This is a genomic window from Nocardia sp. NPDC050793 (genome assembly GCF_040654065.1).
In the GTDB taxonomy this organism is placed as follows: domain Bacteria; phylum Actinomycetota; class Actinomycetes; order Mycobacteriales; family Mycobacteriaceae; genus Nocardia.
The window spans coordinates 261,975-288,922 of the sequence record NZ_JBFAHG010000006.1 but is presented as its reverse complement, the minus strand read 5'-3'; the positions used below and the strand labels follow the sequence as shown (position 1 = coordinate 288,922).

17 protein-coding genes are annotated in these 26,948 nt (G+C 67.7%); 5 read left to right on the top strand and 12 right to left on the bottom strand.

Annotated features, from left to right (window positions below; translation table 11 throughout):
• Positions 1-11: 11 nt before the first annotated feature.
• The 7 genes from AB0H50_RS22670 to AB0H50_RS22640 form a co-directional block, all read right to left on the bottom strand.
• The gene (locus AB0H50_RS22670) at positions 12-5,054 is read right to left on the bottom strand and encodes an amino acid adenylation domain-containing protein (RefSeq protein ID WP_357455905.1); all 5,043 of its coding nucleotides are present in this window, start codon (positions 5,052-5,054) and stop codon (positions 12-14) included.
• Positions 5,055-5,095: 41 nt separating this feature from the next.
• Positions 5,096-9,679, bottom strand: coding sequence for an amino acid adenylation domain-containing protein (locus AB0H50_RS22665; protein ID WP_357455902.1), 4,584 nt, complete (start codon positions 9,677-9,679; stop codon positions 5,096-5,098).
• Between the two features lie 13 nt (positions 9,680-9,692).
• A complete protein-coding gene (nbtC, locus tag AB0H50_RS22660; protein ID WP_357455899.1) occupies positions 9,693-12,809 on the bottom strand; it encodes a nocobactin polyketide synthase NbtC in 3,117 nt (1,038 codons plus the stop codon).
• Positions 12,802-14,124: a polyketide synthase gene (locus AB0H50_RS22655; protein ID WP_357455896.1), complete on the bottom strand. Its 1,323-nt coding sequence runs from the start codon at positions 14,122-14,124 to the stop codon at positions 12,802-12,804. The genes nbtC and AB0H50_RS22655 overlap by 8 nt, the downstream gene beginning before the upstream one ends.
• Before the next feature lie 28 nt (positions 14,125-14,152).
• On the bottom strand, positions 14,153-14,908 hold the full coding sequence (locus tag AB0H50_RS22650) for an alpha/beta fold hydrolase (RefSeq protein ID WP_357455893.1): 756 nt from the start codon (positions 14,906-14,908) through the stop codon (positions 14,153-14,155).
• Between the two features lie 238 nt (positions 14,909-15,146).
• Complete coding sequence (locus AB0H50_RS22645) at positions 15,147-16,088, bottom strand: methionyl-tRNA formyltransferase (protein ID WP_357455891.1); 942 nt, start codon at positions 16,086-16,088, stop codon at positions 15,147-15,149.
• Positions 16,089-16,136: 48 nt separating this feature from the next.
• Positions 16,137-17,435, bottom strand: a complete 1,299-nt coding sequence (locus tag AB0H50_RS22640) for a SidA/IucD/PvdA family monooxygenase (protein WP_357455888.1) — start codon at positions 17,433-17,435, stop codon at positions 16,137-16,139.
• Between the two features lie 156 nt (positions 17,436-17,591).
• Here AB0H50_RS22640 and AB0H50_RS22635 point away from each other — a divergent pair, with 156 nt between their 5' ends.
• From AB0H50_RS22635 to AB0H50_RS22625, 3 genes are all read left to right on the top strand, one after another.
• Positions 17,592-18,059 (top strand): hypothetical protein, encoded by a 468-nt coding sequence (locus AB0H50_RS22635; protein ID WP_357455885.1) that lies wholly within the window; start codon positions 17,592-17,594, stop codon positions 18,057-18,059.
• Between the two features lie 99 nt (positions 18,060-18,158).
• A complete protein-coding gene (locus AB0H50_RS22630) occupies positions 18,159-18,866 on the top strand; it encodes a siderophore-interacting protein (RefSeq protein ID WP_357455883.1) in 708 nt (235 codons plus the stop codon).
• Between the two features lie 996 nt (positions 18,867-19,862).
• Positions 19,863-20,492, top strand: coding sequence for a helix-turn-helix domain-containing protein (locus AB0H50_RS22625; protein ID WP_357455880.1), 630 nt, complete (start codon positions 19,863-19,865; stop codon positions 20,490-20,492).
• Here AB0H50_RS22625 and AB0H50_RS22620 read toward each other — a convergent pair.
• From AB0H50_RS22620 to AB0H50_RS22600, 5 genes are all read right to left on the bottom strand, one after another.
• Positions 20,416-20,775: a MafI family immunity protein gene (locus AB0H50_RS22620; RefSeq protein WP_143861410.1), complete on the bottom strand. Its 360-nt coding sequence runs from the start codon at positions 20,773-20,775 to the stop codon at positions 20,416-20,418. The genes AB0H50_RS22625 and AB0H50_RS22620 overlap by 77 nt on opposite strands.
• A 16-nt stretch (positions 20,776-20,791) precedes the next feature.
• Positions 20,792-22,168, bottom strand: a complete 1,377-nt coding sequence (locus AB0H50_RS22615; RefSeq protein WP_143861409.1) for an EndoU domain-containing protein — start codon at positions 22,166-22,168, stop codon at positions 20,792-20,794.
• A gap of 6 nt (positions 22,169-22,174) precedes the next feature.
• Entirely contained in the window at positions 22,175-22,492 is a 318-nt protein-coding gene (locus tag AB0H50_RS22610) for a WXG100 family type VII secretion target (RefSeq protein ID WP_357400934.1), read from the bottom strand.
• Positions 22,493-22,524: 32 nt separating this feature from the next.
• Complete coding sequence (locus tag AB0H50_RS22605; protein WP_097245081.1) at positions 22,525-22,851, bottom strand: WXG100 family type VII secretion target; 327 nt, start codon at positions 22,849-22,851, stop codon at positions 22,525-22,527.
• Positions 22,852-23,276: 425 nt separating this feature from the next.
• Entirely contained in the window at positions 23,277-24,365 is a 1,089-nt protein-coding gene (locus AB0H50_RS22600) for an IS630 family transposase (RefSeq protein WP_357455877.1), read from the bottom strand.
• Positions 24,366-24,657: 292 nt separating this feature from the next.
• Here AB0H50_RS22600 and AB0H50_RS22595 point away from each other — a divergent pair, with 292 nt between their 5' ends.
• Together AB0H50_RS22595 and AB0H50_RS22590 are read left to right on the top strand one after the other, a co-directional pair.
• Complete coding sequence (locus AB0H50_RS22595) at positions 24,658-26,040, top strand: hypothetical protein (RefSeq protein ID WP_357455874.1); 1,383 nt, start codon at positions 24,658-24,660, stop codon at positions 26,038-26,040.
• Positions 26,041-26,163: 123 nt separating this feature from the next.
• On the top strand, positions 26,164-26,871 hold the full coding sequence (locus AB0H50_RS22590) for a siderophore-interacting protein (protein WP_357455871.1): 708 nt from the start codon (positions 26,164-26,166) through the stop codon (positions 26,869-26,871).
• Positions 26,872-26,948: the final 77 nt, after the last annotated feature.

Genomic DNA, 26,948 nt, shown 5'->3' with positions numbered 1-26,948 from the left:
ACCGGTCAGCATCAGTTCTGCGCCGCCCAGGAACTCTGCAGCGCGGCAAGGGCATCCTGGTCCAGGCCGGACACCGACATCGCTTCGTGCCGGTGCTCGCCCTCCTCGCCGTCCGCGGCGGGCGGATTCGCGGCCGCCTCGTCGACCGCGGCGGCCAGTTCGGCGATGGTGAAGTATTCGAACACCAGCTGCGGGGTCAGCGGCAGACCCGCCTCGCCTGCCCGCGCCGCCCACTGGATGGCGATGACGCTGTCACCGCCGAGGCCGAAGAACCCGTCGTCGCGGCCGACGTCGGTGATCTCCAGCAGCTCCTCCAGGATGGCGATCAGCGTCCGCTCGGTGTCGGTCTGCGGCGCCTCGTTCTCGCCGCCGGTCAACCGCGCGGGCGCGGGCGTCATGTGCACGACCGATCTGGCCGGATCCCACTGGCCGCCCAGCACATCCAGCTCGGTGAGCGCCCGATCGGGCCGCTCGGCGAACGCTTCGAGTACCCGAATGAGCACGTCGGCGAAGACTTCGCCGGTCGCGGCCTCGTACAGATCGGGATTGACCACGACGCGCGCGATCAGGTCGCCGGTGATGTCCACGGTGTAGTCGAAGTGGAAATCCATGAACGACACGTCGTAGAACTTGGCGATGTCGCGCACCGTGGTCGCGCCGTCCTCGCTGAACGCGACCGGCGCCTGGCGGTGCCGGACGTGCATCATCGCCTGGAACAACGGGTTTCGTGCGAGCGAGCGCGGCGGGTTGATCGTCTCGACCAGTCGCTCGAACGGCACGCCTTGGCGGCTGATCGCGTCCAGCGCCGCGTCGCGCACCCGGTCCAGCACGACCCGCGGGGTCGGGTCGCCCGAGACGTCGTTGCGCAGCACGACCACGTTGGCGAACAAACCGATCAGGTCGTCGGTCGCCTCGCCGATCCGGTTGGCGACCGCCGCGCCGATGGCCAGGTCGTCACCGGCGCCGAGCGCGTTCAGCGTCACCGCGCCCACTGCCTGGCAGAGCATGAATTCCGTGGCGCCCGCTGCCTCGGCCGTGGCCCTGGCCTTCTCCCAGATCGCGGCGGGCACGGTCCGGACCGTGGCGATGCCGTTGCGCCCCAGCACCTGCGGACGCGGACGGTCGTGTCCGACTGCGATCTCGTCCGGCAGCCCGGCCAGCGCCTCGCGCCAGTAATCCAATTGCGCCTGACCCAGCTCGCTGACCGCGCGATCGGGTCCCCGGTCGAAGACCTCACGCTGCCACATCGCGAAATCGGGGAACTGAATGGCCAGTTCCGGCCAGTCCGGAGCCGTGCCACGCACCCTGGCGCGGTAAGCCACGGTGAGGTCGTCGACGAAGATCTGGCAGGACCGGCGGTCGGCGATGATGTGGTGCATCAGGATCGACAACACGTGCGTGCCCGGATCCAGCGCCAGTAGCCGAAGCCGCAACAGCGGCTCGGCCTGCAGATCGAAGACGTACTCGGCGTCCGCGGACAGTTCCGTGTCGAGCGCGGCCTCACTGCCGTCGAGATCGAGCACCGGAACCTCGACGTGCTCGAACGGGTGCACGAGCTGGTACGGCGTGCCCTCGTGCTCGGGGAACGTGGTGCGCAGCGATTCGTGGCGGGCCACCACGTCGTCGATCGCGGCGAACAGCGCTGCCCTGTCGAGGGGTCCTTCGAGCCGGATCGGATAGGTGACATTCTCGCCGTCGATCGAGCCCTCCATCCGCCGCTGCAACCAGTACGCGCGCTGCGAGTAGGACAGCGGGATGTGCTCGGGCCGCTCCCTGCGCGCCAGTTCCGGCCCGGCCGAGGTTCGCGCCTCGGCGGCGGCCTGATCGGCGCCCGACGCCTCGGTCTCGCCGAGTTCGTCGAGGTCGATGCCGAATTCGTCGAGGAACGATGCGACCAGGTGGGCCGCGAGGCCGGAGACGGTCGGCTTGTCGAACGGCACGCGCATATCGATCTCGATGCCGAACTCGGCGCGGATCATGGTGATCAGGCGGGCCGCGAGCAGCGAGTGCCCGCCGAGTTCGAAGAACGAGTCGTCGGCGCCGATCCGGTCCCGGGTGAAGAGGGCGGCGTACAGCGCGGCGACGCGAATCTCGGTGGGCGTCTTCGGCTCCCGGTAGCTGCGGGCCACGGCGAGTTCGGGGGCGGGCAGCGCGCGCTTGTCGAGTTTGCCGTGCGCGGTCAGCGGCACTTCGTCGATGACGGTGAGCGCCGCGGGAACCATGTACTCCGGCAGTCGCGCGGCGACGAACGCGCGCACCTCGTCGAGGTCGAGTTCCGTCCCCGGCACGGGCACCACGTATCCGGCCAGGATCGGGCCGAGCGATTCGTGTTCGGTCACGATCACGACGCAGTGCGCGGCGCCCGGGTAATCGGTGACGGTGGACTCCACCTCGCCGAGCTCGATCCGATGCCCGCGCACCTTGACCTGTTCGTCGGCGCGACCGATGAATTCGATCTCGCCCGCGGCATTGCGGCGCGCCAAATCGCCGGTGCGGTAGAGCCGTTCACCGGGCAGGAAGGGGTCGGCGACGAAGCGCTCGGCGCTGAGGCCCGGCCGGTGCAGATAGCCGCGGGCCAGCTGACGACCACCCAGGTAGATTTCGCCGACGACGCCGTTGGGCACGAGTTGCAGCGCACCGTCCAACAGGTACGCGTAGACGTTCTGGTTCGGCAGGCCGATCGGCACGATCCCCGTGCCCTGCGGCCCCTCCACCGGTATGTGGGTCGAGCACACGACGGCCTCGGTGGGGCCATAGTGGTTGCGCAGTTCCGCGTCGAACTGGGTCGCGAACCGGTCGGCGACCTCGCCGGGCAGCGCCTCGCCACCGACCGGCACGTGCCGCAGCGTGCGCCAATCGTTGACCTCCGGCAGCACAAGGAACGTGGCCAGCATCGAGGGCACCATGTGCAGCACCGAAATGCCGTGGCGGGTCACCAGATCCGCGACGTAGGGGATGTCGCGGTAGGCGTTCGGTTTGGGCACGACGACCCGAGCGCCCGCCGTCAGCGTGACGTAGATGTCCAGCAGCGAGGCGTCGAAGCTCACCGAGGTCGACTGCAGCACCCGGTCGTCCGGGGTGAGGTCCCACTCGTCGTTGAAGCCGATCAGGTGCTCTGCGATGGCCTCGTGCGGGACCGGCACGCCCTTGGGTTTGCCGGTGGAGCCCGAGGTGTAGATGACATAGGCCGTGTTCGACGGGTGCAGCGGCGCGCGGCGGTCCATGTCGGACGGGTTGGCGTCGAGGCGATCTACGGCCTCGGCTTCCGCTGCCGCGAGTGCGTCGACATCGAGGACCAGCTCGGGCCGGGCGTCGGAGAGCAGGTACTCGATGCGGTCGGCCGGGTACGCGGGGTCGATCGGCAGATAGGCCGCACCGGCCTTCAGCACCGCGATGGACGCGAGGATGAACTCGACGGAGGTCGCCATGCGCAGCGCGACGATGTCTTCCGCACCGACGCCGCGGCCGATGAGCCAGTGCGCCAAGCGGTTCGCGCGCCGGTTCAACGCGTCGAAAGTGAGCTCGATGTCGTCGGAGGCCACCGCGACGTGCTCGGGCGCGGCGGCGACGCGGTCCTCGAGCATGGCGACCAGGGTGGTCGCCGGAGTCGGGACGAGCGGGCCGTGCGAGACGGCCAGCAGTTCGGCGCGGTCGGCATTGCCGAGAATGTCGATGTCGCGCAGGCGAAGTCGAGGGTCGCGCAGCGCGCTGTCGAGCAATTGCACGTAGTGGTCGAGGAATTGGGTGACCAGGTGCTCGTCCAGCGCGTCGACCAGGTAGGTCGCCTCGACCCGCGCGCCCGCGCTGTCGAGCACCACCATCAGGCCCAGCTCCTCCTGAGCGACCGCGCTGCCAAGCGGCAGTTCGGCGGATTCGACGCCCGCCAAGTCGAAACCGTTGGCCTCGCCACGCACGCTGAAGCTGAGCTGCACCAGCTGCGCCATCGCGTCGCGGCCCGCCACCCGCTCCGGGCCGACCTCGCGGACCACGCGGTCGATGCCGATCCCCTGGTGGCCGAACGCGCCGACACAGGCGGTGCGGGTCCGCTCCAGCAGCGCGGCGAAATCGGCGGACCCGTCCAGGTCGGCGCGCACCAGCACGGCGTTGCCGAAGTAGCCGATCAGGCCCTGCGCGCCCGCGCCTCGGTTGACCACGGGCACCGAGACGAGGAAATCGGTGGCGGCCGTGTACCGGTGGATCAGCGCTTCGAACGCGGCGAGCAGCACCATGAACGGCGTGGCCGAGTGCTCGCGCGCGAGCTCGGCGACCTGCGCCATGAGCTCCGGCGCGAGCGGCCGGGCGCGCCGGTCGGCGTTCTTGGACGGGCTGCTCACCGCCGCCTTGCTCGGCAGTTCGAGGCGTTCGGGCAGCGGCGTCAGCGTCTCGCGCCACCAGGCCAGATCGGCCTCGGAGCCACTGCTCGCGCCGACCTCGACGTCGACGTACTGGGCGCGCAGTTCCGGCAGGTCCGCGCCGCGGTAGGCGGCATTGACCTCGGCGAAGAACACCGGCCACGAGTCGTCGTCCCAGCCGACGTGGTGCACGACCAGGATCAGCACGTGCTCGTCGGCCGCGGTGCGCGCCAGCGTCGCGCGCAGCGGCAGGTCGGTGGTCAGGTCGAAGGGCCGCGCGAACTCGCGGCGGGCCAGCACCTCGACCCGCAGGTTCCGGCTCGCCTCCGGCAGCGCGCTGAGATCGTGTTCCTGCCAGAGCAATTCGGCGTCGTCGCGGGACACCTGGAACGGCTCGCCGTCCGCGTCGACGCCGTAGGTGGTGCGCAGCACCTCGTGCCGCGCGAGGACGGCGGCGCAGGCCGCGCGCAGCCGTTCGGCGTCCAGCGATCCGGTCAGCCGATAGGCGACGCACACGTTCAGCGTGGTGTCGGCCGGGTCGAGGCGCTGCACGAACCACATGCGCCGCTGCGCGTCCGACAGCGGGCTCGGCTCGCCACTGATGCGGGCGGGCACCGGTGCGGGCGCGGCCGCTTTCACGGCGTTTTCGCGCAACCGGCGCTGCAGCAACTGCTTACGACGCTCGAGAATGTCCTCTGACATGGTGGTCCTTCGATTCAGCTGACGGGCTAGGGGTTCCGGGTTCACGCGGGTGTCGCGGGAGGTCCGCCGACGGCGACGGGCGCGATCGCGCACGTCAGCGCGGCGACGGCGGCGTGCCAGATCTCGGCGAGCCGCGCCACGTCCGCGGCGGTGAACAGGGCATCGCTCCACCGCAGCAGGGTGACCAGCTGCGGCCCGGCGTCGGTGGGCTGCACGCCCGCGATGACGTCCATGGCGTACCGGAGCGGGAAATCGGGTTCGGGTGCGGTCGGCAACTGGGTGAACAGTTCCACCTCGTGGACCGGCGACCACGGCTTGCGCGCGACGGCTAGGTCCATCCGGCCGAGGTAGTCGAACAGCACCTGCGGCTCGGGGGCCGCGGCGAGTTCGGCATCGGCCTCGAGGTAACGCAGGACGCCGTAGTCGACACCGTTGTTCGGCACCGCGGCGAGCGTCGACGCGACGGAGTCGAGCAGGGCCCGCGCCGCAGCCGGATCCTGTTCCGCTGCTGCCACATCCACCGCGTCCGCGCCCGCGCCGAAGCGCGCGGGGAAGACGCTGGTGAACCAGCCGACCGTCTGCGCGGTGTCGACATCGGCGCCGAGCACCTGGTCTTCGCGGCCGTGGCCCTCCATCGCGAGGTACGCGCCGCCGGTGGCGTCCTGGCCGCGTTCGCGGCGCCAGGTGGCCATGGTCGCGGCCAGCGCCGCGAGCAGGAATTCGCGCACGCCGAGTTCGCCGGTCAACCCGTCGAGCACCGCCGCGGTCGTCTCCGGCGCGGTGAACAGCGGCTGCACCCGGTAGGAGGACCAGGTGTCGGTGCTCGGGTCCGGTCGCCTGGCGGCGAGCACCGGGTCCGGCGCGGTCGTCTGGGCGATCCAGTACTCACGCTGCGCTGCGACCTCCGCGCTGCCCGCGCGGGCGCGGGTCCGCTCGGCCCAGGTGCGATACGCGGTGTATTCGACCGGCGGCGTGAGTTCGGCCACCGGTGTGCCCGTCACGACCTGATCCCACGCCGCTGCCAGGTCCGCGCAGATGATGTGCCAGGACACCGGATCCACCGCGAGGTGGTGGATGTCGATCAGCAGCAGATCCGGCGCGTCGGCGCGGGTGAACCAGACCGCGCGCACCAGATCGCCGGTGAGCGGGTCGATCTCGTCGGCGACCGCTTGGGCGTGCACGCCGAGTTCCATCGGGAAGTTCTGGCCCGCTTCGATTTTCGTCAAGATCTCCGCGGCGCGCACGACACCCGGCTCCCGGGTGACGACGTCGTAGCCCGTCGCGGTCTCGACGAAGCGGGCACGCAGCATGTCGTGGCCGTCCAGCAGGGACTGGAGCACCGCTTCCAGGCGGGGGCCGTCCACGTCGGCGGGCAACTCCAGCAGGGTGTTCAGCGCCAGTCTGCGGTAGTTGCCGTACTCGTGCATCCAGGACAGGATCGGCACCTGACCGACCGAGCCGTACTCCGCGACGGTACCGGTCTGTTCGCCGCCCGCGCCCGCGTCGACGGCCGCCGCGAGCTCCCGGATCGATCCCGCGGTGAGCACCGCACGCGGGCTCGTGGCGATGCCCTTGCGGCGCAAGGCGTTCACCAGCGAGATCGCGACGATGCTGTCCAGACCCAGCTCGACGAGGTGGTCGTCGATACCGGGTTCGGCGCCGCCGGTCAGTTCGGCGACGGTCGCGCAGAGCGCGCGTTCGGTGTCGGTGGTCGGCGCGGTGGTCGGCGCCGCGCTGTCCAGCGCGGCGTTCGCGAGCGCCTCGAGCCTGCGCGCGTCGAGCTTGCCGTTACCGGTGACCGGCAGCGCGCCGACGGCCAGGATGCGATGCGGCACCATGTAACCCGGCAGCTTGTCGGCGAGTTCCGCACGCAGCCGGACAGATTCGATCTCCGCGCCGACCACGAAGCCGACCAGCACCGGTCCGCTCGGGCGACGCAGCACCAGGACCGCGGCCTCCCGCACGCCGGGCAGCGCGTGCAGCGCTGCCTCGATGTCGCCGATCTCGATCCGATACCCGCGGATCTTCACCTGATCGTCGGCGCGCCCCAGGTAGGCGAAATCACCAGAAGGCAAGCGCCGCACCAGGTCGCCGGTGCGGTACATGCGCTGACCGGGCCGGAACGGATCGGCCACGAAGCGCTCTGCGGTGATGCCCGGCTGGCCCGCGTAGCCGCGCGCCAGCTGGGTGCCGGAGAGGTACAGCTCGCCGATGACACCGTGCGGCACCGGACGCAGCCGGGAATCGAAGACGTAGCCGGTCATTCCGGTGGTCGGCGGTCCGATCGTTGGCGTCGCCTTCGGGTCCGACACCGACGCGACCACCGCTTCGACCGTGGTCTCGGTGGGGCCGTAGCAATTGTGCACGGCCGTGTTCGGCAAGGCGCACAGCTGCTTCCACAGCGGCACGCCGATGGCCTCGCCGCCGAGCGCGAGCACCGCGAGACCCGCGCCGCGCTCGTCGACCAAGCCCGCGGCGGCCAGCTGGGCGAACATCGACGGTGTGGTGTCGATCATGTCGATGCCGTGCCTGCCGATGCCGTCGACGAGACGCTGCGCGTCCCGCATCTCGTCGGCGTCGAACAGGTGGATCGATTGACCGTCCAGCAGGCCGATCATCGGCTGCCAGGACGCGTCGAAGCTCAGCGACCAGGCGTGCGCGATCCGCAGCGGCCTGCCGAGCCGGGCCGTCGCGGGCCGGTACACCCGGTCGCGGTGGTCGGCGAAGTAGGCGGCCAGTGCGGCATGAGTGCCCATGACGCCCTTGGGTTCTCCGGTCGAGCCGGAAGTGAAGATGAGGTACGCGCGCTGTTCCGGATGACCGGCCACCGGGGCCGTGAGCGCGGCGGAGTCGGTGACGACCGCGCCGAACGACTCGACGGGCGGCAGCGACTCGATCTTGTCGAGTGCGGGCACGCCCGCGCCGTCGATCAGGATCAGGCGCGGATCGGACTGCCGCAGGATCGATTCGATCCGCGCGGCGGGCAGCGTGATGTCGACGGGCACATAGGCCGCGCCGGCGGCCAGCACGCCCATGATCGCGATGATCGATTCCGCGGAGCGCGGCATGGCAAGGGCGACAACGTCTTCCGGACCGATGCCGCGCGCGGACAGCCCACCGGCCAGGCGCAGCGCGGCCTCGGACAGCTCGCGGTAGGTATAGCGCTCGTGCTCGGTGCTCAGCGCCAGTGCGTCCGGTGTCGCGGCCACCTGGCGGGCGAACAGCTCCGGCACCGTCACGCCGAGCACGTCGTCGGCGATGGCCGCGGGCGGCTGCGGCCGCTCCCCCGGCAACAGCACGTCGAGCGAATCCTGGCCCGCGTCACCGATGTCGGGCAGCTGACGCAGCACCTCGACCAGCCGCGCGCCGAGGTCGGCGGGCGAGATCTCGCCGAGCACCGCTTCGACTGCCTCCACCACGACGGCCAGTTCGCCGTCGAGCAGGTAGGAGACGACCGCCAGCGGGTAGTGGGTGAGGCTCTCCGACGCGGTCGGCCGGAATGTGGTGCCGTCCGCGGTGGTGATCGCCTGAAGGACGTCGGCGACCGGCGCGTTCTCGTACACGAAGAGCGTGTCGAACAGGGCGCCGCGCCCGGTGGCCCGCTGGATGGCGGACAGACTCAGATATCCGTTGTCGCGCATGGCCGCCGACGCGCGCTGCAACTGGGCGCAGCCGCGCGCCACCCCGCCCGCGGCCTCCAGCTCGTCGAGCCGGATACGCACCGGAATGGTGTTGATGAAGAGCCCGATCATGGTCTCCACACCGGCCAGCTCGTCCGGCCTGCCGGAGACCGTGGTGCCGAAGACTACGTCGCTGCGGTCGGTCAGTCTGCCGAGCACGATCGCCCACGCGAACTGGACGACCGTGTTCATGGTCAGTCCGTTCGCGCGGGCCCAGCGCTGCACCAGATCGGTGTCGGCGCGGTCGAGCGCCACCTTGTGGATGGTCGGCACGATCGTGTTCACCGCCGCGTCGGCGCGGTCGGCGAGAATCAGCGGGTCCACGTCGGCGAGGTAGCCGGCCCAGGTGTGCAGGGTGGCCTCGGCGTCGCGGGCGGCCAGCCAGCCGATGTAGTCGCGGTAGGGGCGCGGCGCGGGCAGCGCGGCGGCCGACCCGCCCGCCTCGTAGACCGCGAACAGCTCGCGGAAGAACACGCCCAGCGACCAGCCGTCCATCAGGATGTGGTGGGCGGTGACGATCATCCGCCGCGTCCCGTCCGGCAGCGCGACCACCGCGACGCGCAGCGCGGGGCCGCGAGACAGATCGAATCCGTGGCGCGCCTCGGAGGCCACGATCGCCTCGAGTTCCCTTTCGTCGGCGGTCCTTTCGAACCACGGCAGCTCCACCGAGCTGGGCACGATCTGCACCGGCTTGGGCACGTCGCGGTCCCAGAACGCGGCGCGCAGGTTGGCGTGCCGACGCAGGATCGCTTCGACGCTGCGGCGCAGCAGCGCGACGTCGACCGGGCCAGCGACCTCGATCACGAACTGCATGTTGTACAGGTCGTCGTCACCGGCCAGCTTGGCGAGCGAGAACAAGCCCTCCTGCAACGGGCTGAGGGCGAGCACGTCCTCGATCTGCGGGGGCGCCGCCTTGCGCTCGGACGCCTGCGTGGTCTCCGACATTCCAGCGGACTCCTCAGCCTTTGTTCTCGGACATCAGCGACACGACGTCGTCAAGGGACGCGCCGCCGAGGATGGCGGCGACCGGAAGGTCGCGGTTCAGTTCGGCCTTGAGCCGTTTGCGCAGGTCGAGCGCCTGCAGCGAGTCCATGCCCAGCGAGACCAGCGGGACCGAGCCGTCGATGGTCGCGCTGCCGTCGGAGAGCATGACCCGGTCCAGCTCCCTGCGGATGCATTCGGCGAAGCCCGCTTCGGGAGCCTGGGGCGCGGAAACCGCCGGAGCCGTGATGGTCTCGGCTTGCGCGTGTGCCGCAGGGGCAGCAAGCGGCGTGGACGTGGCAGGCGCTGTCGGCGTGGCAACCCGCTCGGCCAGCGCGTCCAATGCGGGCGCGAAAACCGGCTCCAGCCCGACGGTTTCGGTGACGCCGCGCAGCTTGGCCCAATCCGCCGCGAGCACGAGGCTGTTGGCGGAGGTGTCGGCCAGTCCGGCCGCCACCGCGTCGGCGGCGGCCATGGGCAGCAGCCCGGAGCCTTCGATCCTGGCCTCGACCGCCGCGTCCGCCGCCGCGGGCAGCACCCACAGACCCCACTGCACCGATGTGCACGCGCGGCCCTCGGCGCGCAGCCGCCAGGCCATGGCGTCGAGCATGCGGTTGGTGCCCGCGTACAGCGCCTGCCCCCAGCCGCCGAGGGTGGCGGCGAAGGACGAGCACAGCAGCACGGTCGCCGTCGGCGCCATCGGCAGGGAACGCAGCACCTCGCCGAAACCGACCACCTTGGCGGCGGCGGCCTGCGCCACGGCCTCGGCGTCGGAATCGGTCGCGGCGGAGTACACGTAGTCGACGGCCGCGTGCGCCAGCAGGGTCACCGGACGGTCCGCGTAGCGGGCGGCCAGCTCGGCGACGGCGGCGGAGTCGCCGATATCGCAGGCCAGCACGTCGATCTCGGTGTCGCCGAGCGCGCGAACGGCGCGCAGCCGCTCGGTCAGCGCGGCGGTCTCGCCGCTGCGGTTCACCAGGGTGATCCGGGCGGCGCCGTCGCGGACGAACCGCGCGCAGAACTCCAGGCCGACGTGTCCGGTGCCGCCGAGAATCAGCACCTCGGCGAGGTCGGGAGCGGCGGACGCCTTGGCCTGCTCGGCCACGCCGAGTCGCTTGGCGTGCAGCTTGCCGTCGCGCATCGCGAGTTCGGGCTCGCCCGCCAGGTGCAGCGCCTCCAGGATGCGATCGGCGGGCAGCTTCTGCTCCAGCGCCGGGTAGTCCGCGGGCAGGTCGATGCGGCGGAAGGCGACGCCGATGCGCTCCAGCGCGACACAGCGGAAGGCGGCACCGGCCGCCGCGGCGGCGAGCGCGGGAATCTCGTTCTCCCGCACCGCTTCCGCGCCCGCCGTCACCAGCCAGCACTCGGTGACGCGCGGACCGAGGGCCGTCAGCCAGCCCTGATCTGTGGCGAAGTCGGCGAAGTCGGCAACCGCGGCCGCCTCGTCGACGGCGCTGCTGGGCGGCAGCAGCACCACGACCGTGTCGGCCTGTTCGACGGGCGAACCGTCGAACATCGTCACCGTCGCGCCGTGCCGCTCGGCGCGCTCGCGCAACGCGGCGGCCAGCTCGGCGCAGCGGCCGTCGCGGTCGACGAGGGCTACGGTGCGCGGCGGCGTCAGCGTGCGCCGGGAGAGCCGAGTCCAGTTCTCCGCCAAACGGACCGGAGCGACCTCGGCCGGTCCCGCCGTCTCGTCGGCGGACCGGTACGGCGCCCACAGCCGCTTCGACGACATCTGGGTGTGCGGGAAGTTCGGCAGCGGAAGCCGGACGCCGGAGTCAGCCACCCGCAGGCTCTCCCACGGGTAGTTCAGGTCGTGCACGGCGACGGTCGCGAGGTTGCGGGTGAAATCGTCCAGACCGACCGCAGTGCGCCGCGAGGTGCCGAGCACCTGGAAGTCGCGCGGTCCGGTGGCCGGGTCGTCCGGCACGGTGGCCAGGTTCTCCTGCAGCGCCAGTTGCAGCGTGGGGTGTTCGGCGATCTCGATGAAGGTGTCGACCTCGGCAGTGGAGGCGACGACGGCGCGGTCGAACCGGACGCGGTTGCGCAGGTTCCAGTACCAGTACTGCCGGTGCGTGATGTCCGGTGTTATGGGTCCGCCGAGAGTGCCGCCGTAGCAGGTGATCTCGGTGGGCGAGAAGGTCGGCGCGCTCATCTCGTCGCCGAGCACCGACTCCATCTCCTTGCGGATCCTGATCAGGAACGTGGTGTGCGCCGGGTAGGCGACCTTGATCTCCTTGGCGAACTTCCCCGCGGCGTTGGCCATCGCCACCATGTCGGCGACGGTGTCCTGGTCGCCGGAGATGGCAAGGATGTGCGGCGCGTTCACGACGGCGAGCTCGGCCCAGCCGGAATGCCTGGCCAGCAACGCCTCGCACTCCTCGCGGTTCATGCCGAGCACGGCCATCGAGTACTGCTCGGGGTACACGATCTCGTCCACGAACCGCGCCCGGTGGGTGACGGCCAGCACCGCGTCGCGCCGAGTCATGACGCCCGACACCCAGCCAGCGGCTAGTTCGCCCTGGCTGTGGCCGATTGTCGCGACCGGCCGCACCCCGTATGCCTGCCACATGGCGGCCAAGCCGGACATGTGGAACATCAAGGCGGGCTGCACTTCCCAGACAGTGTCCTGGTATTCGCCCTCGTGGCCCAGCAGGTAGTGCAGTGGCGCGATGTGACCGTAGCGCTTCTCGTGGATCTCGACGCAGGCATCGACCTCGGCCCGGTACACCGGGGACGTCTCGTAGTAGGACCGGCCCATGCCCGGACGCTGGCTCCCCTGGCCGGGGAAGACGAAGCCGACGCGGCGCGGTGCGGCGAGTCCGACGGTGCTCACGACGGCCGGGTGCGGTGCGTCCGCAACGATGGCGCGCAGCGCGGCGAGCAACTCCTCGCGGGTGTGCACCATCGCCAGTGCGCGACGGCGGCGCGCGATCCTGGTGCGAAACAGCATGTCCGCCACGGCATCCGGCGTCACGCGGTCACGGCGCTCCAGGTAGGAGAGCACGGCCGCGGCCTCGGCGCGCAGCCCGTCGGCGGTATCGGAGGACAGCAGCACCGGAATGGCGCCGTCCGGGAGACGGTAGTCAGGCATCGATATCCTCCAGAACCGGCATGGCCAGGATGGCGTGCGCGTTCGTGCCCGCGACGCCGAACGACGAGACCGCGGCGTAGCGGACGCCCTCGTGCGCTTCCCACGGTTCGAGCTCGGTGGCCAGCCGCAGGCCGGTCGCGCTCCAATCCACCGCGGGGGCTGGGTCGTCCGCGTGCAGGGTCGGGGCGATGTGGCCGTTCGCGCCGCACAGCAGCACCTTGATCAGGCCGAGCATGCCCGCGGCGGCCTGGGCGTGGCCGACATTGGTCTTCACCGAGCCCAGCCGTGGTCCGCGCTCGGCATCGGCGCCGTAGGTGTTGCACAGCGCGGTGAGCTCCAACGGGTCGCCCACCGGCGTTCCGGTGCCGTGCCCCTCGACGAGGCCGACCAGGCTCGGGTCGATGCCTGCCGCGTCGATCGTCTTGCGCACCAGCGTTTCCTGCGCCTGCGCGCTCGGCACCGCGATCGGCGCACCCTTGCCGTTGTGGTTGATCCTGGTGGCCAAAACCCTGGCGTACACGCGGTGGCCCAGTTCGCGCGCCCGCGACTCGCGTTCCAGCACGACGACGCCCGCGCCCTCACCCCACAGGGTCCCGGTGGCGCTCTTGGAGTAGGCGCGCAGGTGACCGTCCACGGCCAGCGCGTTGTTCTTGGCGAATTCGTAGAACGCGGCGGGCGAACCCATCACGGACACGCCGCCCGCGAGCGCCCAGTCGCATTCGCCGGAGCGGATGGCGGCCGCGGCTTGGTGCACGGCGGTCAGCGACGACGCGCACGCGGTGTCCACGGTGACCGAGGGCCCGACCAGGCCGAGGCCGTGCGAGATGCGCCCGGCCACCGCGCCGAGCGCAGTGCCGACGGCTCGATACCCGTTGTACTCGTTGACTTCCGCGGCGCGCGGGCCGTATTCGGTGAACGAGGCGCCCATGAAGCAGCCCACCTCGTCACCCGCCAGCGCGCCGGGGTTGATGCCCGCGTGCTCGAGCGCGCGCCACGCCACCCGCAACGCGACCCGCTGCTGTGGATCCATGGCAACCGCCTCGCGCGGCGTGATCCCGAAGAAGTGCGGATCGAATTCGGTTGCCCCGGTGAGGAAGCCACCGGCATCGGGCACCGAACCCCAGCCTTCGCTGCGATGCAAGGAGAAAACGTCCCGCAGCGGCCATTCCCGATCCCGGGGGAAAGGCCCGATCAATTCCCGTGATTCGGCGAGTGCCGACCAGAAATCGTCCAGATTGTCGACGCCCCCCGGCGCCTCCACCGCCATACCGGCGATGACAATGTGATCTTCGTCCCCCGAAACAGCGCGTGCCATGCCAAACCTAACGTGCGAATTCGCGAAACTATCTCGCGGAAAGAACTTCGGACGTCAGCAATTCAGCGATGCCGTCCACGTGGTCGTTCAGATAGAAATGTCCGCCGTCGAAAAGGGTGACGGTGATGTCCTGCTCGCTGTGCGTCGCCCAGTCCTGCAAGTGCCGCGCCGTGACGTGCTCGTCGTCGGAGCCGCCCATGACGTGCAGCCTGGCGCGCAGCCGGACCTCCGGCTCGCAGACGTAGCGGTCGAAGGCGGCGTAGTCGGCCTTGAGCGCGGGCAGCGTCATTCGCATGATCTCGCGGCTGGACAGCACGTCCGCGCCGGTGCCGTTGAGCGCGGCCAGGTGATCGAGCAGCTCTTCGTCCTCCGTCGGATGCTGGGGCATGTCCACGACGTGGAACGGCGCGACCGCGCCGGAGGCGCCGAACAAGTCGACCTCGACACCCGCCGCCTCTGCCTGGCGGACGAATTCGAATCCGATCATCGCGCCCAGGCTGTGCCCGAAGACCGTGACCGGTGCGCCGCGGTGATACTCCGACTCCAGGAACGCGCCGAGCGCTCCGGCCGCCACCTCGGGCAGGGTCTCCGGCATCGGCTCGGCGGCCCTGTCCTGACGGCCCGGGTACTGGAAGATGATGACGTCGAAATTCTCGCTGAGCGCCTTGGAGAAGGCGCGGTAGGCGGAGGCGCCGCTGCCCGCGTGCGGAAACATCAGCAATGTCGGGCTCGAGTCCGAGCTCGGCTTGTGGAATTTGCGAATCCAACCAAGGGTTTTCGGCATTACACGGCTCCTGCATCACGGTATCGCTGCGATGGTCGTTCGGCCCGCCGTCGAAACACGGCAGGCCGCCAACGCCACCCAGCGACGTTAGCATAGGGTAACCTTACTGATGTAAGGCTAGGGTAACTTCGCCGCCCGGGATCGCGGCCAGCGAGCGGAAACGGCCGCGCGAACAGCCATCGAAAACGCGTGTGGGCCGCGAGATCTCTCTCGCGACCCACCTGTCAGCTCGTGCGGATCACTCCGGGGCGTCGGTCAAATACCCACCGCGCGCGAAGAATTCGGCAGCGGAGCGCTCCACCCCATCGGCCGTGCGCACGCGAGTGATCACCAGCGCGCGGTTGTTCCCGCGGAACGCCTCCGGCCCGCACACCACAGCGGCACCGTCCTCGTGCACCACGACACGACCGGCGGTACCGCCGTAGCAGCCCTCCGACACGGTGGCCGCGAGCACCTCGACCCGCTGACCCCGGTAGTAGCCGAAGGCGGGCGGATAAGGCGCGGACAGTGCGCGCACGAAGCGCTCCAAGTCCACGGCGGGCCAGCTCCAGTCGATGCGGCTGTCGCGATCGGATCGCTTGTGGAAGAAGGTCCGCTCGGCCTTGTTCTGCGGACGCCAGACCGCGGTACCCGAGCCGATGGCGTCGAGGGCCTCGTTGAGCGCCTCCGGAATCAGATCCATTCCGGCGAGCACCAATTCGGTGCCGGTCGCGGTCGGGCCGATCGGCAGCGACTTCTGCACGATGATGTCACCGGTGTCCAGACCCTCGTCCATGCGATGGATGGTCAGCCCGGTCTCGGACGCGCCGCTGATCAGCGCCCACAGCACCGGAGAGAACCCGGTGAATTTCGGCAGCAGCGAATCGTGCAGGTTCAGCGTTCCATGCGGCGGCAGCTGGTAGAGCTCCGGCGGCATCCAGGTGTACCAGCTGTTGACCACGATGATGTCGGGCTCGGCTCGCTTCACCAGGTCGATGGTCTCGGCGTCGGCGCGCTCGGTGAGGTGCACCGGAATGCCGTGCTCGCGCGCCAAATCCTCGACCGAGTCGCCCCAGATCCCCTTGTAGGAATGATCGCTCGCCGGATGGGTGACCGAGAGGACGACCTCGTGCCTGGAATCGATGAGAGCCTGCAAGGTCCGCCGACCCCAGGTCTGGAAGCCGAACGATACGACGCGCATGAGGTGCACCCTTCGTAGAAGTAAGCTGAGGCTATCCTATATTAAGAGCTAAAGTAGCTGACTGTTGTCTGCGACGCTCGCCTCGACCCGCACGCTGCGCGCAGGGCGTACCGTTTCGCTACGCAGCACGCGGTCCGAGAGTTCGCCCAGGCAGCTGAGATTCGGGAATCCGGGGCCCTGCGCCAGCGCGGCGAGGTTCGGCAGGTACAGCTTCGCGTCCAGGCCCTGCACGGCGAGGTCGTAGCCGATCGATGACTCGATCCTCGACTGAGTCAGCTGCCCGCCGACCGCGAGCTCCAGCAGGTCGGCGGCGTTGGCGTCGAACATCTCCAGGAACCACAGCGGTTGCCCGCCGGTCGCATCGATCACCAGATCGAAGTTGTGCACCTGGTCGGGGCGCATCTCGTTGCGCAGGGTGAGCGCGACACCCTCGCCCCGATCGGCGACCCGCACGACGCGGCCCTGCATGTGGTGCACCCGGTTGTCGGCGAGCAGGCTCTCCTGCACCCGCACCGAGAACACGCCGCGGTCGGTGCGGCGGATGACGTCCCTGCGCTCCTCCGCGCTCAGCGAGCCCCACTTGATCGGATCACTGAACAGCGAGTTCTCGAAATAGCTTTCGCCGCGGGTGTAGATGGTGGCCATCGGCGAGATCACCGAGATGGACAGCATGCCGTGGCGCACCAGCTCGTCCAGCGCCGAGCCCGCGGTCTCGCCGCCGCCGATGACGGCGGCGCGCGAGGAGACCGGCAGCTTGCGCTTGCCGGCGAGGTCCCAGAATTCCGCGACGCTGAGCACTTTCGGATGTTTGGCTAGCGCCTTCTCGCTGCGACCTGGGCCGGTGATCATCAGCGCGTCGGCGTCGATCTCGGTGGGGATGCCGTCGGCGTCGACCGAGGTGATCAGCCAGCCGTCGGCCGCGGCGGCGATGGAACGCACTGTGCCGAGGACGAGTTCGAAATCGACGCGCGCCGCGACCCACTGCAGGTACTTGGCCCAGACGTGGTGCTGCGGGCTCGGGCGGCCCCGGTCGATCCACTCGGCGTAGGTGCCCTGGTCGATCAGGAAGGAGGTCCAGCTGAACACCGCCATGGCTTCGTTGATCGCGCGGTTGTGGCCGCGCGCCCAGGTGGAGTGGTACGGGAAGCCCACGTCCTTCTCCGGGCTGGTGCCGAGCCGGTGCTGGCCGTCGGTCCAGCCGCCGCTCGGCAGCCAATTACCGCCCACCGTCTGCGCTTCCACCACGACGACCCGCGGTGCGGGCAGTCCCAGCTCGCGCAAGACGTGCGCCTTGGCGGCGACGGCCATCGCCTTCGGACCCGCGCCGATCACCACAAGTGTTTCCACCGGTTCTCCCACTCTCACATCGCGCGTATCCGTGTTCGCGCCCACATCGACCGAACCCCCGCCTTCATGTTTGCATAGGCTTACCTTACAGTGAACCGCAGTGTCGATCCCCACAGCGGGGAAACGCACCGGCACGAGAACGATGGGAAGTACTTCATGATCAGCACCCGAAAGAAGCTGGGCGCGGTGGCCTTTGCCGCGGCCGCCCTGGTCGGCACGTTCGGCACCGTCACCACCGCCGCGATCGCCGAGGCCGCGCCGATCACCGCGCCGCTGCGCATGAACGCGCCGAGCACCGGTGAGCTGCGCGCCAAGATGGCGGTGCTGTTCAACGCGGGCGCGCCGCGCGCCGCCCGCGCCGCCGAGCTGGAGAACGGCGAGGCCGGCCTGGCCACCTTCGACACCGCGGCCACCCTCATCGCCCTCGCCCCGGCGAGCTGGCGCTGGGACGTCACCGGCCCGGTGTCGGTCAATGGCGACACCCTGTCCGCGGTGCTGTACACCGCCACCGACGGCTACGAGCCGTGGACCTTCGATCTCACCTGGAAGCAGATCGACGGCACCTGGAAGCTGAGCCGCGAATCCGTCTGCACCATCGGCAACTTCGTCGGCCAGGGCTGCTGACCAGGTCCGTGCGCGATTCGGCCCCCGCCGCGGCGGGGGCCGACGTCGTCTCGGCACAGCTAGTGACATTCAACTCAGCTTAGGCTAACCTCACCTGCCATGGGCAGAGGTTTCAACGGCGTCATTGTGAAAGCGTGGGGCGGTCAGGACTACCGGCTCACCGTCACCGCGACGGAATACATCACGGACAAATACATTCGGCTCGGCTTCGACGCGGGCGGCCTGCTCGCCGACCATCCGGTGCACCCGACCCAGTGGATCCGCCTGTGGATCCCGGACCTCGAGACCGAGCAGTTGCACCACCGCGGCTACACACTGGTGGACCCCGATCCCGAAGCCGACAAGTTCTCCATCGAATTCGCCCTGCACGACGGCCCCGCCGCGCGCTGGTCCGTGAACGCGGCGGTAGGCGACATACTCGAAGCGTCGGTGCTCGGCTCCAAATTCGAACTCCCCGAAGCCACTCCGAGCGAATATCTGATGTTCGGCGACACCGCCTCACTGCCCGCGATCAACTCACTACTCGACGCGATCGGCGACATACCCGCCCGCGTCTGGCTGGAATGGCAATACGAATCCGATCAGACCCTGCCGGTCCGCAACAAGCCGCAGCACGAGGTCACCTGGCTGCAACGCATCGACGACGGCCGGTTGCTGCGCGAACAATCGCAGGAGATTTCCTGCCCCACGGACGCTTTCGCGTGGGTCGCCTGCGACGGCCACACCACCCGCTCGATCGTCAAGACCCTCAAGCAAACCCACAATCTGCCGAAGACCGCGATCAAGTCGCAGGCTTACTGGAAATAGGGGTCTCGCATTCGCTCCAGCATGGGCTGTTGGCGGACTCCGTCCGGCAGCACCGACTGTGCGTACCTCCGCATTTGCTCCGGTCATAGCGGGCTGTAGGCGGTTCAACCTACACCTCGGTTCTTGGCCCGGTTTGGATTTGGTGTTATGGATAGGCGAGCACGGCGGCAGCGGGATCAAAGTCGATGCAGCGCCGCCGCGTCCCCGCGTTGGGGTTAACGTTCCCAATGTCGCAGGCCCTGAAGAGGTTTGACCTGGGCTGGGCTCGGCTTAGGTGTTGCGTTCGGTTGACTGTTCCCAATGTTGCAGGTGTCCAAGAGGATTCGCCTACCCAGGTTTGCCTCGGAGCGGTGCTGGGCGCGTCGTGTGCCGTACCCGGCTTACCTACCGCAGTTGTGGTGCGCATGTTGGATTCCAGCGTGGTCGACCGGCTCTGGTTGCGTCTAGAGAGTGGAAAGCGGAAAGAGATCGGCCTGTCAACTCCCCAACCACCATTTGACTACCGTCGATAGAGAAATGGATTCGACGGTAGTCAAATGGTGGTTGTTCAAGATCAATTAGCAACCATTTGACTACCGTCGATTTTCAGGACTCCCGGCATTCCCACATATTGGGCCGGCACACCTGCTCTCGACAGCAGCGCAACCCCAACCCTCGCATACTTCCCGACAATCCCACCCCGTTACCCAGAGAACGCAACCACAGCCAGATGACCACGCCGGGAGTTACGCCCGCGCTCAACGACTGCGGGAGGTAAGCCGGGTACGGCTCCCAACGTGCCCAGCACCGTTCGAGGAATACCTGGGACAACCGCGCCTGCACTGACGAGGCGAAACCCACCGAACAACGTCCGACAACGCAACCACACACCCCACCGACGAAGTACCCCGCACCGGCACCGCGCGATAAGGCCCGTTGCCTGGCTAGTGCCTTGTCCGGGAAGGTTGATGCGGTAATCGCCGGGGTGGCGGGTTGAACCGGAGGCCTTGACCGGCGATGCTGCCGGTGGAGGTGATGCCGGTGGCTCGCAAGCCGGATGTGTTCGGCAGAGCGGTGACTCCGGAGGAGGGTCGCAAGCTGGCCCAGATCGCCCGGCGTAGCAAGGTGCCGGTGCGGATGCGGCGGGCGGTGGTGATGATGGCCTCGGCCCAGCATCAACCGGTCGGGGCGATCGCGAAGTTGATGCAGGTCTCGGAAGCTTATGTGCGGCAAGTGATTCACGACTTCAACGCGCATGGATTCGAGGCGCTGGACCCAAAATGGAGCGGGGGCAGGCCGGCGAAGACCACGTGGTCGGCGAGGCTGTGCATCCGCACCGTGGACTCGGCCCATCTCATCCGAAGGTCATTGACCAGCTTGTCGTCGCCGTCAAGCCGGTGCAGCGCCTCGGTGAGCTCCTGGCCGTGGGTGTCCATTGTCTCGTCGAGCTTGCGCTTCATCGCTTCCCAGGTCTCGTGCAGTTGCTTGGCCTTGTCCGCGTCCATGACCTCATCCTGCCCGGTCGCGCCCACCTGCTCACCCTCGAATCAGCGGCTTTCGCCATCCAGCTCTATTCGTGGCCCACATTCAACTCCGCAAGCACCCGCTCATAACTCTCTATATAAAACATGGAGGAATTTTCTTTAGGGTTTCCAAACAATGGCAGGAGATCAGCTAAGGCATCACGCTCGGCCGCGCTGACCAAAATTTGATCTTTCACCAGAGTGGCGCAAAGGTTATCGATCAACAACGTCCACTCGCCGACCTCACTGAAAGTCCGGTACTGAGCTAGCGCTTCGGGCCGAAGGCGGTCCGAGAACCGTTCTAGAAGTTCCCGGGAATCGTTGTTCAGCTTGGCTAATTTAGCCTTCTGCTCCGGAGTGAACTGTCGCCTTTTGCGTCGAGTGCTGGGCCTATCATCAGAATCCATCAGTGTCACCTAAGTTCTATTTGATCGGGTTGCCATTTGCGTCGTTCTTATACACGCCCGGACCACTGACCGGATAGCCCGTGATGATGTTGCCCGACGTGTCGACGACGACCTCTATGACAACACCATCCCGCGTACCAGTGACCAACCAAGTTCCGTGCTTCTGAAGAACAGGAACCTGATCGGGATTCTTAGCAACATCTTGAATGCTATTGATAATGTGGTCGTCCGTCCAAGTCTTATTGTCCGGGAATTCGGTCTTACCTGGTATGCCTGTCCCAGGCGCATGCCCTCCGCTGTTAACGTCGTCGCTCCCGTCTCCGTCGAGGATATGAATCTTCCTGAGCTCGGTGATAGAGATACTGCTCGGAACAGGCCCCGTAACCTTACTCCATTGGGAGCCAAGGCCGTTGGTTGGGTTCGCTGCGCTGGTCTTCCTCTTGAGCTCTTTGATACGTTGAAGATTGGTACGTGCAGGTCCGAGGTCTCGGGTCTTCTTGACGCCCGACGCAATACCCTTCGTATTGGTCCATTCGATGACGATCCCGCCGATACCTTCAGCCAGCTTCTTGGCCCTGTCACCGGTCAATGCTGCAGCAGCGTCCGGTCTGCCTAGCAAAGTCAGCCCGACGGCTCCCACTTCACATACGATCGTTACGCCGGCATCCTTCGCGGCATCTTCTAGCGCCTTGGTGATCCTATCCCGAAGGTCTATCAATGCGGCACGGTGGTCACCGCACGAACTGGCGAGTTCACCGCACGCATGTTGCAAATCAACGGCAGCGTTGTGGAGTTGCTTCAAGTCCTCCAGAACTGCGGTGATATCGTCGGACTTCTGGCCGTCGAACGTGCCGGGTAACTTTTGCAGCTTGGCGATATTGGTAACGATCACCTCGTCGGTGGCCATCGTTTCCCATATTCTGCGTGCCAAGTCGAGCCGATCGGTATTGCCATCTGGGACCGAAACCCCGAGCTGTTCAATCAACCCGATTGCAAGTTTGTCGACCAATCCTTGCCCAGGACCACCCGCTGAAGGGGGTGAAGTCTTCGCGACACCTTTGAGTAACGGGAGCGCTTTCGGAGGGTCATCGTTATTTGGGTTGTTGTCGGCCAGGGCGTGAACATAACCCAGGTTGGTGACAATGTCACTGTAATTCGCCAACGCGGTAACTAAATCAGCAGCGAGGTTGGTTAATTCACTGGCCCGGTCATCGTATGATCGAGACCAATCTTTGGCCGCAGCGAAGCTGCCACCCATCGTCTCGCATTCGATCAGGCCTCCCATCGCAAGGGTGAAAAAAGCATCAAACGCGCCTGCGGCATTAATGCAATCAGTGCCAGCGTCGTAAAACGTTTTCGGAGTAACTACAACTTCTTTATCGCTCGGTGCCACGAATTTTTACCGTAACCCCAACGTCCGCAAGTTCGTTTCCACCGCATCGATATAGCTTGTACGCGCATCCGCGGAGGCATCACGCATTGCCGCAATCCCCTCAGCGACCTTACCGGCAGCGGTCATCCACTGGGTAAACGCTTCGCTCTGCGCGGTAGCGGCTTCCCCCGACCATGTCTGATGCAGCGCGGCCATGCGCTGCTGCAGACCCTGTAACGATTCGGTAAGGAATCCCGAGAATCCCTGCATCCGGGCCGTAATCTGTTCCAGCTCATCAAGATTAACCCTATAGCCGTCCATCGGCTTGCCCTCCCGATAATTCACGAATCACGCGTAGCGTCACCATGTTCCGGCGATCAGGGAAGATCCAACGAACTGGTCCGCAGCGCGTTATTCGAATCAGTTTCGACATAGGCAGCGCTGGTCACACCCAACGTTTTCGCCATCGTCGCCAGTGACGCAAGCACTTTCAGTGCCCCCTGCTTAGTCTCATCCCACCCCTCGCGATACGACTGCGCCCGCCCGCCCTGCCATGACTCCAATAGCCGATCCACGTCCGCATCCACCGAATGCAAACCGCTCACCAACGTCTCTGACACTGCTTGAACGAACTTCCCCGCGTCGGAAACCTCGGTCGGGACTACCCAGAGCTCTGGACCGCCGTCACCGGCCGTCGTGGACATGGACGAACCCCCTATCGTGGATAGCGACTCAACGGACAATATATGACCGCCGTTGACCTCGACCAATCATGCTAGCGCCTTGCGATCCTCCAGGATGGCGAAAGGTGTTCTGACCTACGGTAATTCGACTCTTAAGTGTTGAGTTCTCAAGGTTCTGAAGCACCTACGTAACCGGAGTCTCAGCTGCGGGCCGGATCTCCGCGCCCGTGTGAACTCGCCTATCCTCGCCGCTGCGAGGTTCGGCACGGACCCTCCGTTGGCGCTGACCCGGTCCGGCGAGGTGTCGCGGTGCCTGTCTGCAACTCCACCGCCGGGCCGGTCGCTGGGCAAGCGGATGGCCAGCCAGCCGACGGATCGGTGCAGTTGGAGCTCTTGACGGTCATCGACGAGGGCGCGCCGGCAATTGCTCGCGCGCTAGTGCCTCGTCAAGCAACCTTCGGTAGGTAATCCGGCTGCCGGATCTTCGACCCGACGGCGAAGTCTCGGACGGGTCCGGCGTGCTGGTTGCGCCAGCGGATGTAGTCGCCGATCGCGTCGTCTTGTTCGCCGTGGCTGCGGTGGTCGGTGCCGTTGAGCGCGAAGTACCGCAGCGCGGCGAACTCGCACTCGATGCGGTTCAACCACGACGAATACGTTGGCAGGAACACCAACTCGATCGCGTTGTCCGCGCACCAATCGCGGACCTCACGGCGCTTGTGAACCGAGTAGTTGTCGCAGATCAGATACAGTTTCTCGCCCGGAGAACGCGCGCGAAGGGTTTTGAGGAAGGCCAGGAACTCCGTCCAGCGTTTCCGGTCCCGGATGCGGTAGTACAACTGACCGGTGGCCAAATCGAGAGCGCCGAACATGTGCCGCACGCCCTGGGTGCGATGGTAGGTGGCGCGCAACCGTTTCGGCTTGCGGCGAGTGAACCAGCCGCGGCCGGGACGCGGTTGCAGGTTCAAGGGCCCGAACTCGTCCACGCAGAGCACGCGCCCGTCGGCGGGCGGGTTGTCATAGAGATCGAGCACGCGGGCCATCTTCTCGGTGAATTCCGGGTCGTTGCTGGCCTTCCAGGTCTTGGTGGCCTGCCACGACACCCCGCAGGCTTTGAGGATCTGCCGCAGCGTCTCTTTGCTGATGTCAGCGATCCCGTTGGCCCGCAGCACATCCCGCAGTTTGGACAGACTCCACGTCGCAAACGGCCACCCCAGGTCACGGGGGCAGCACCGGGCGATCTGACAGATCCGATCACGCGTCGCTTGATCGGTCTTCGTCGGCCTGCCCCCGCTCCATTTTGGGTCCAGCGCCTCGAATCCATGCGCGTTGAAGTCGTGAATCACTTGCCGCACATAAGCTTCCGAGACCTGCATCAACTTCGCGATCGCCCCGACCGGTTGATGCTGGGCCGAGGCCATCACCACCACCGCCCGCCGCATCCGCACCGGCACCTTGCTACGCCGGGCGATCTGGGCCAGCTTGCGACCCTCCTCCGGAGTCACCGCTCTGCCGAACACATCCGGCTTGCGAGCCACCGGCATCACCTCCACCGGCAGCATCGCCGGTCAAGGCCTCCGGTTCAACCCGCCACCCCGGCGATTACCGCATCAACCTTCCGGGACAAGGCACTAGCCAGTAGGCCTGCGACTTGACCGGCCATGCGGAGACCTGGTGACGAACTCCGTCCGGCAGAGTGAAATCGGCGAACTCCTACCCTTCGGTCATCCCTGCGGACGATCCACTCGCGACCTGCTGCTGACGCGCGATGCTTCGATCGCGCGGCAGGCTGGAGCTCGAATCCGTTGTCCGAGCGGAAGCGAGGCGGGTATGTCGTTCATCGATGCGGTGATCGCCGTGGCGGCGATCGTGTGCGCGGTGGTGGTGATGTGCACCGCGCGAATCGGGCGTGCGCCCGCGCTGGGGCTGCTCGGCGCGGTGGCGCTCGTCGCGGCGGTCCAGTGGCTGCGCGAAGGGTTCTACTGGCAGTTCGTTCCGACGTACCTGCTGCTGGTGGCCACCGCGTGGTTCGTCATGATGCGACCGAGCGGGCGGGTCGGCGGGATCGCGGCGCGCGTGGGGGTCGGAATGCTCGTCGTCGCAGCGGCTTTCGCGTGGGTTCTGCCGCCGGTGCCGACGCTGCCCGCGCCGAGCGGGCCGTATCCGGTCGGCACCGAGACCTTCCGCTGGGTCGATCCGGACCGGCCGGAGACCGCGACGGACGACCCGGCCGATCATCGCAACGTCATCGCGCAGGCCTGGTATCCGGCCGCCGAGCTGACCGGAAGCGGCTCACGCTACCTCGACGGACTGGGCAGCCTGCCGGGGCGGGTGAGCCAGATCCCGAGCTTTCTCCTGCGCGGCTACGACCGCATCGACACGCACGGCGACGACCACGCGTCCGTGGCCCGAGACCGCGACCGCTGGCCGGTGGTGCTGTTCTCGCCGGGATACGGTGCGCCGCGCGCGTTCTACACCGGGCTGGTCGCCGACCTGGCCAGCCGCGGGTTCGTGGTCTTCGCCGTCGACCACCCCTACGAGACGGCCGTGGTCGAGCTCGCCGACGGACGCCTCGCGACGCCGGTGGACGACTTCCCGTCCGACGAGGCCGCCGGAGAGCGGTACATGAGCGAGCAGCAGGCGATCCGGGCGGCCGACCTGCGATTCGTCATCGATCAACTCGACCGGCCCGGCGCGCTCGGCTCTCGGCTCTCCGGCCATCTCGACACCGAACACGTCGCCGCCATCGGGCATTCGTTCGGTGGCGCCGCCGCAGCCGCCGCGGCCGCCGACGACGAGCGCATCCGCGCCGCCGCGAACATCGACGGCACCCTCTACGGCGACCTCCCCGAACGCCCACTGCGCCAGCCGTTCCTGCTGGTGGAGAGCGAGCACGCCGAGACGGGACACTCCGCGCAGTTCCTGGATCGCAATGCCGCGCTGCTCGGCGGGCTGCGTTCGGGTGGCTTTCGTTTCGAGGTCGGCGACGCCAATCACTACAGCTTCACCGATGTTCCGCTGTTCCTCTCCGGACCGGGCCGGTTCGCGGTGGCACAGATCATCGGCGGATCGCGCGGGCCGGTGGCGACGCAGCGGGCCACGGCAGACATCTTGGGGGCGTTTCTGAGCGGACCGCTCGGTGGATCACGCCAGGACGTTGCCGCGGCGGCCGCGGCGCACCGCGATATTCGGGGTGGACCCGTCGGGCGGTGATCGGCGGATCGCCCGGGCCGCGGTGGCAACGCAGCGGGCGACCGTGGACATCGCGACCGCTCCGGCCATGCGCGATCCGAGGACGGACTACGCTCGCAAGCGTGGGTAGGCTACCCTTACCCCATGGGACGAGGGGCAAACGGCGTAATCATGAAGGTGTGGCGCGCCGACGACTACCGACTGCGCGTGACGTCGACCGAGGCGATCACCGACAAATTCCAGCGAATCGGGTTCACCGCCGGCGGGTTGCTGGCCGACCACTCGGCGCATCCGACGCAGTTCATCCGGCTGTGGATCCCGGACGCGGAGACCGACAAGCTGCACCACCGCCCATACACGATCATCGATCAGGACCCCGCGAACGACCACTTCCACATCGAGTTCGCCGTGCACACCGGCCCGGCCAGCGCGTGGGCGCAGCAGGCGAAGGTCGGCGACGAGATCGAGGCGTCGGTACTCGGGTCGAAGTTCGAGCTGCCCAAGGCCGCTCCCAGCGAATACCTGGTGTTCGGCGACACCGCCTCACTGCCCGCGATCAACTCGCTACTCGACGCGATCGGCGACGCACCCGCCCGCGTCTGGCTCGAATGGCAATACGAATCCGACCAGACCCTGCCCGTACGCAACAAACCCCACCACCAGATCACCTGGCTGCAACGCATCGACGACGGACGACTCCTGCGCGAACAATCGCAGGAGATCACCTGCCCCGCAGACGCTTTCGCCTGGGTCGCCTGCGACGGCCACACCACCCGCTCGATCGTCAAGACCCTCAAGCAAACCCACAACCTGCCGAAGTCCCAGCTGAAGTACCTGGCCTACTGGAAGTAAGGGCACCTCCGCCTTCGCCCCGGCCATGCGCGGACTGAGGATGGACTCCGCCCGACAACGCGAACCGTGCGTACTCC

What these genes read in the sequence shown, in the direction of transcription:
- AB0H50_RS22630 (WP_357455883.1), top strand. Translation starts at nt 18,159, where the DNA reads ATGGGCAGAGGTTTCAACGGCGTCATTGTGAAAGCGTGGGGCGGTCAG.
- AB0H50_RS22625 (WP_357455880.1), top strand. Translation starts at nt 19,863, where the DNA reads ATGCTGCCGGTGGAGGTGATGCCGGTGGCTCGCAAGCCGGATGTGTTC.
- AB0H50_RS22590 (WP_357455871.1), top strand. Translation starts at nt 26,164, where the DNA reads ATGGGACGAGGGGCAAACGGCGTAATCATGAAGGTGTGGCGCGCCGAC.
- AB0H50_RS22665 (WP_357455902.1), bottom strand. Translation starts at nt 9,679, where the DNA reads ATGTCGGAGACCACGCAGGCGTCCGAGCGCAAGGCGGCGCCCCCGCAG.
- AB0H50_RS22605 (WP_097245081.1), bottom strand. Translation starts at nt 22,851, where the DNA reads ATGTCCACGACGGCCGGTGACGGCGGTCCAGAGCTCTGGGTAGTCCCG.
- AB0H50_RS22635 (WP_357455885.1), top strand. Translation starts at nt 17,592, where the DNA reads ATGATCAGCACCCGAAAGAAGCTGGGCGCGGTGGCCTTTGCCGCGGCC.
- AB0H50_RS22650 (WP_357455893.1), bottom strand. Translation starts at nt 14,908, where the DNA reads ATGCCGAAAACCCTTGGTTGGATTCGCAAATTCCACAAGCCGAGCTCG.
- nbtC (WP_357455899.1), bottom strand. Translation starts at nt 12,809, where the DNA reads ATGCCTGACTACCGTCTCCCGGACGGCGCCATTCCGGTGCTGCTGTCC.
- AB0H50_RS22595 (WP_357455874.1), top strand. Translation starts at nt 24,658, where the DNA reads ATGTCGTTCATCGATGCGGTGATCGCCGTGGCGGCGATCGTGTGCGCG.
- AB0H50_RS22670 (WP_357455905.1), bottom strand. Translation starts at nt 5,054, where the DNA reads ATGTCAGAGGACATTCTCGAGCGTCGTAAGCAGTTGCTGCAGCGCCGG.
- AB0H50_RS22620 (WP_143861410.1), bottom strand. Translation starts at nt 20,775, where the DNA reads ATGGATTCTGATGATAGGCCCAGCACTCGACGCAAAAGGCGACAGTTC.
- AB0H50_RS22655 (WP_357455896.1), bottom strand. Translation starts at nt 14,124, where the DNA reads ATGGCACGCGCTGTTTCGGGGGACGAAGATCACATTGTCATCGCCGGT.
- AB0H50_RS22645 (WP_357455891.1), bottom strand. Translation starts at nt 16,088, where the DNA reads ATGCGCGTCGTATCGTTCGGCTTCCAGACCTGGGGTCGGCGGACCTTG.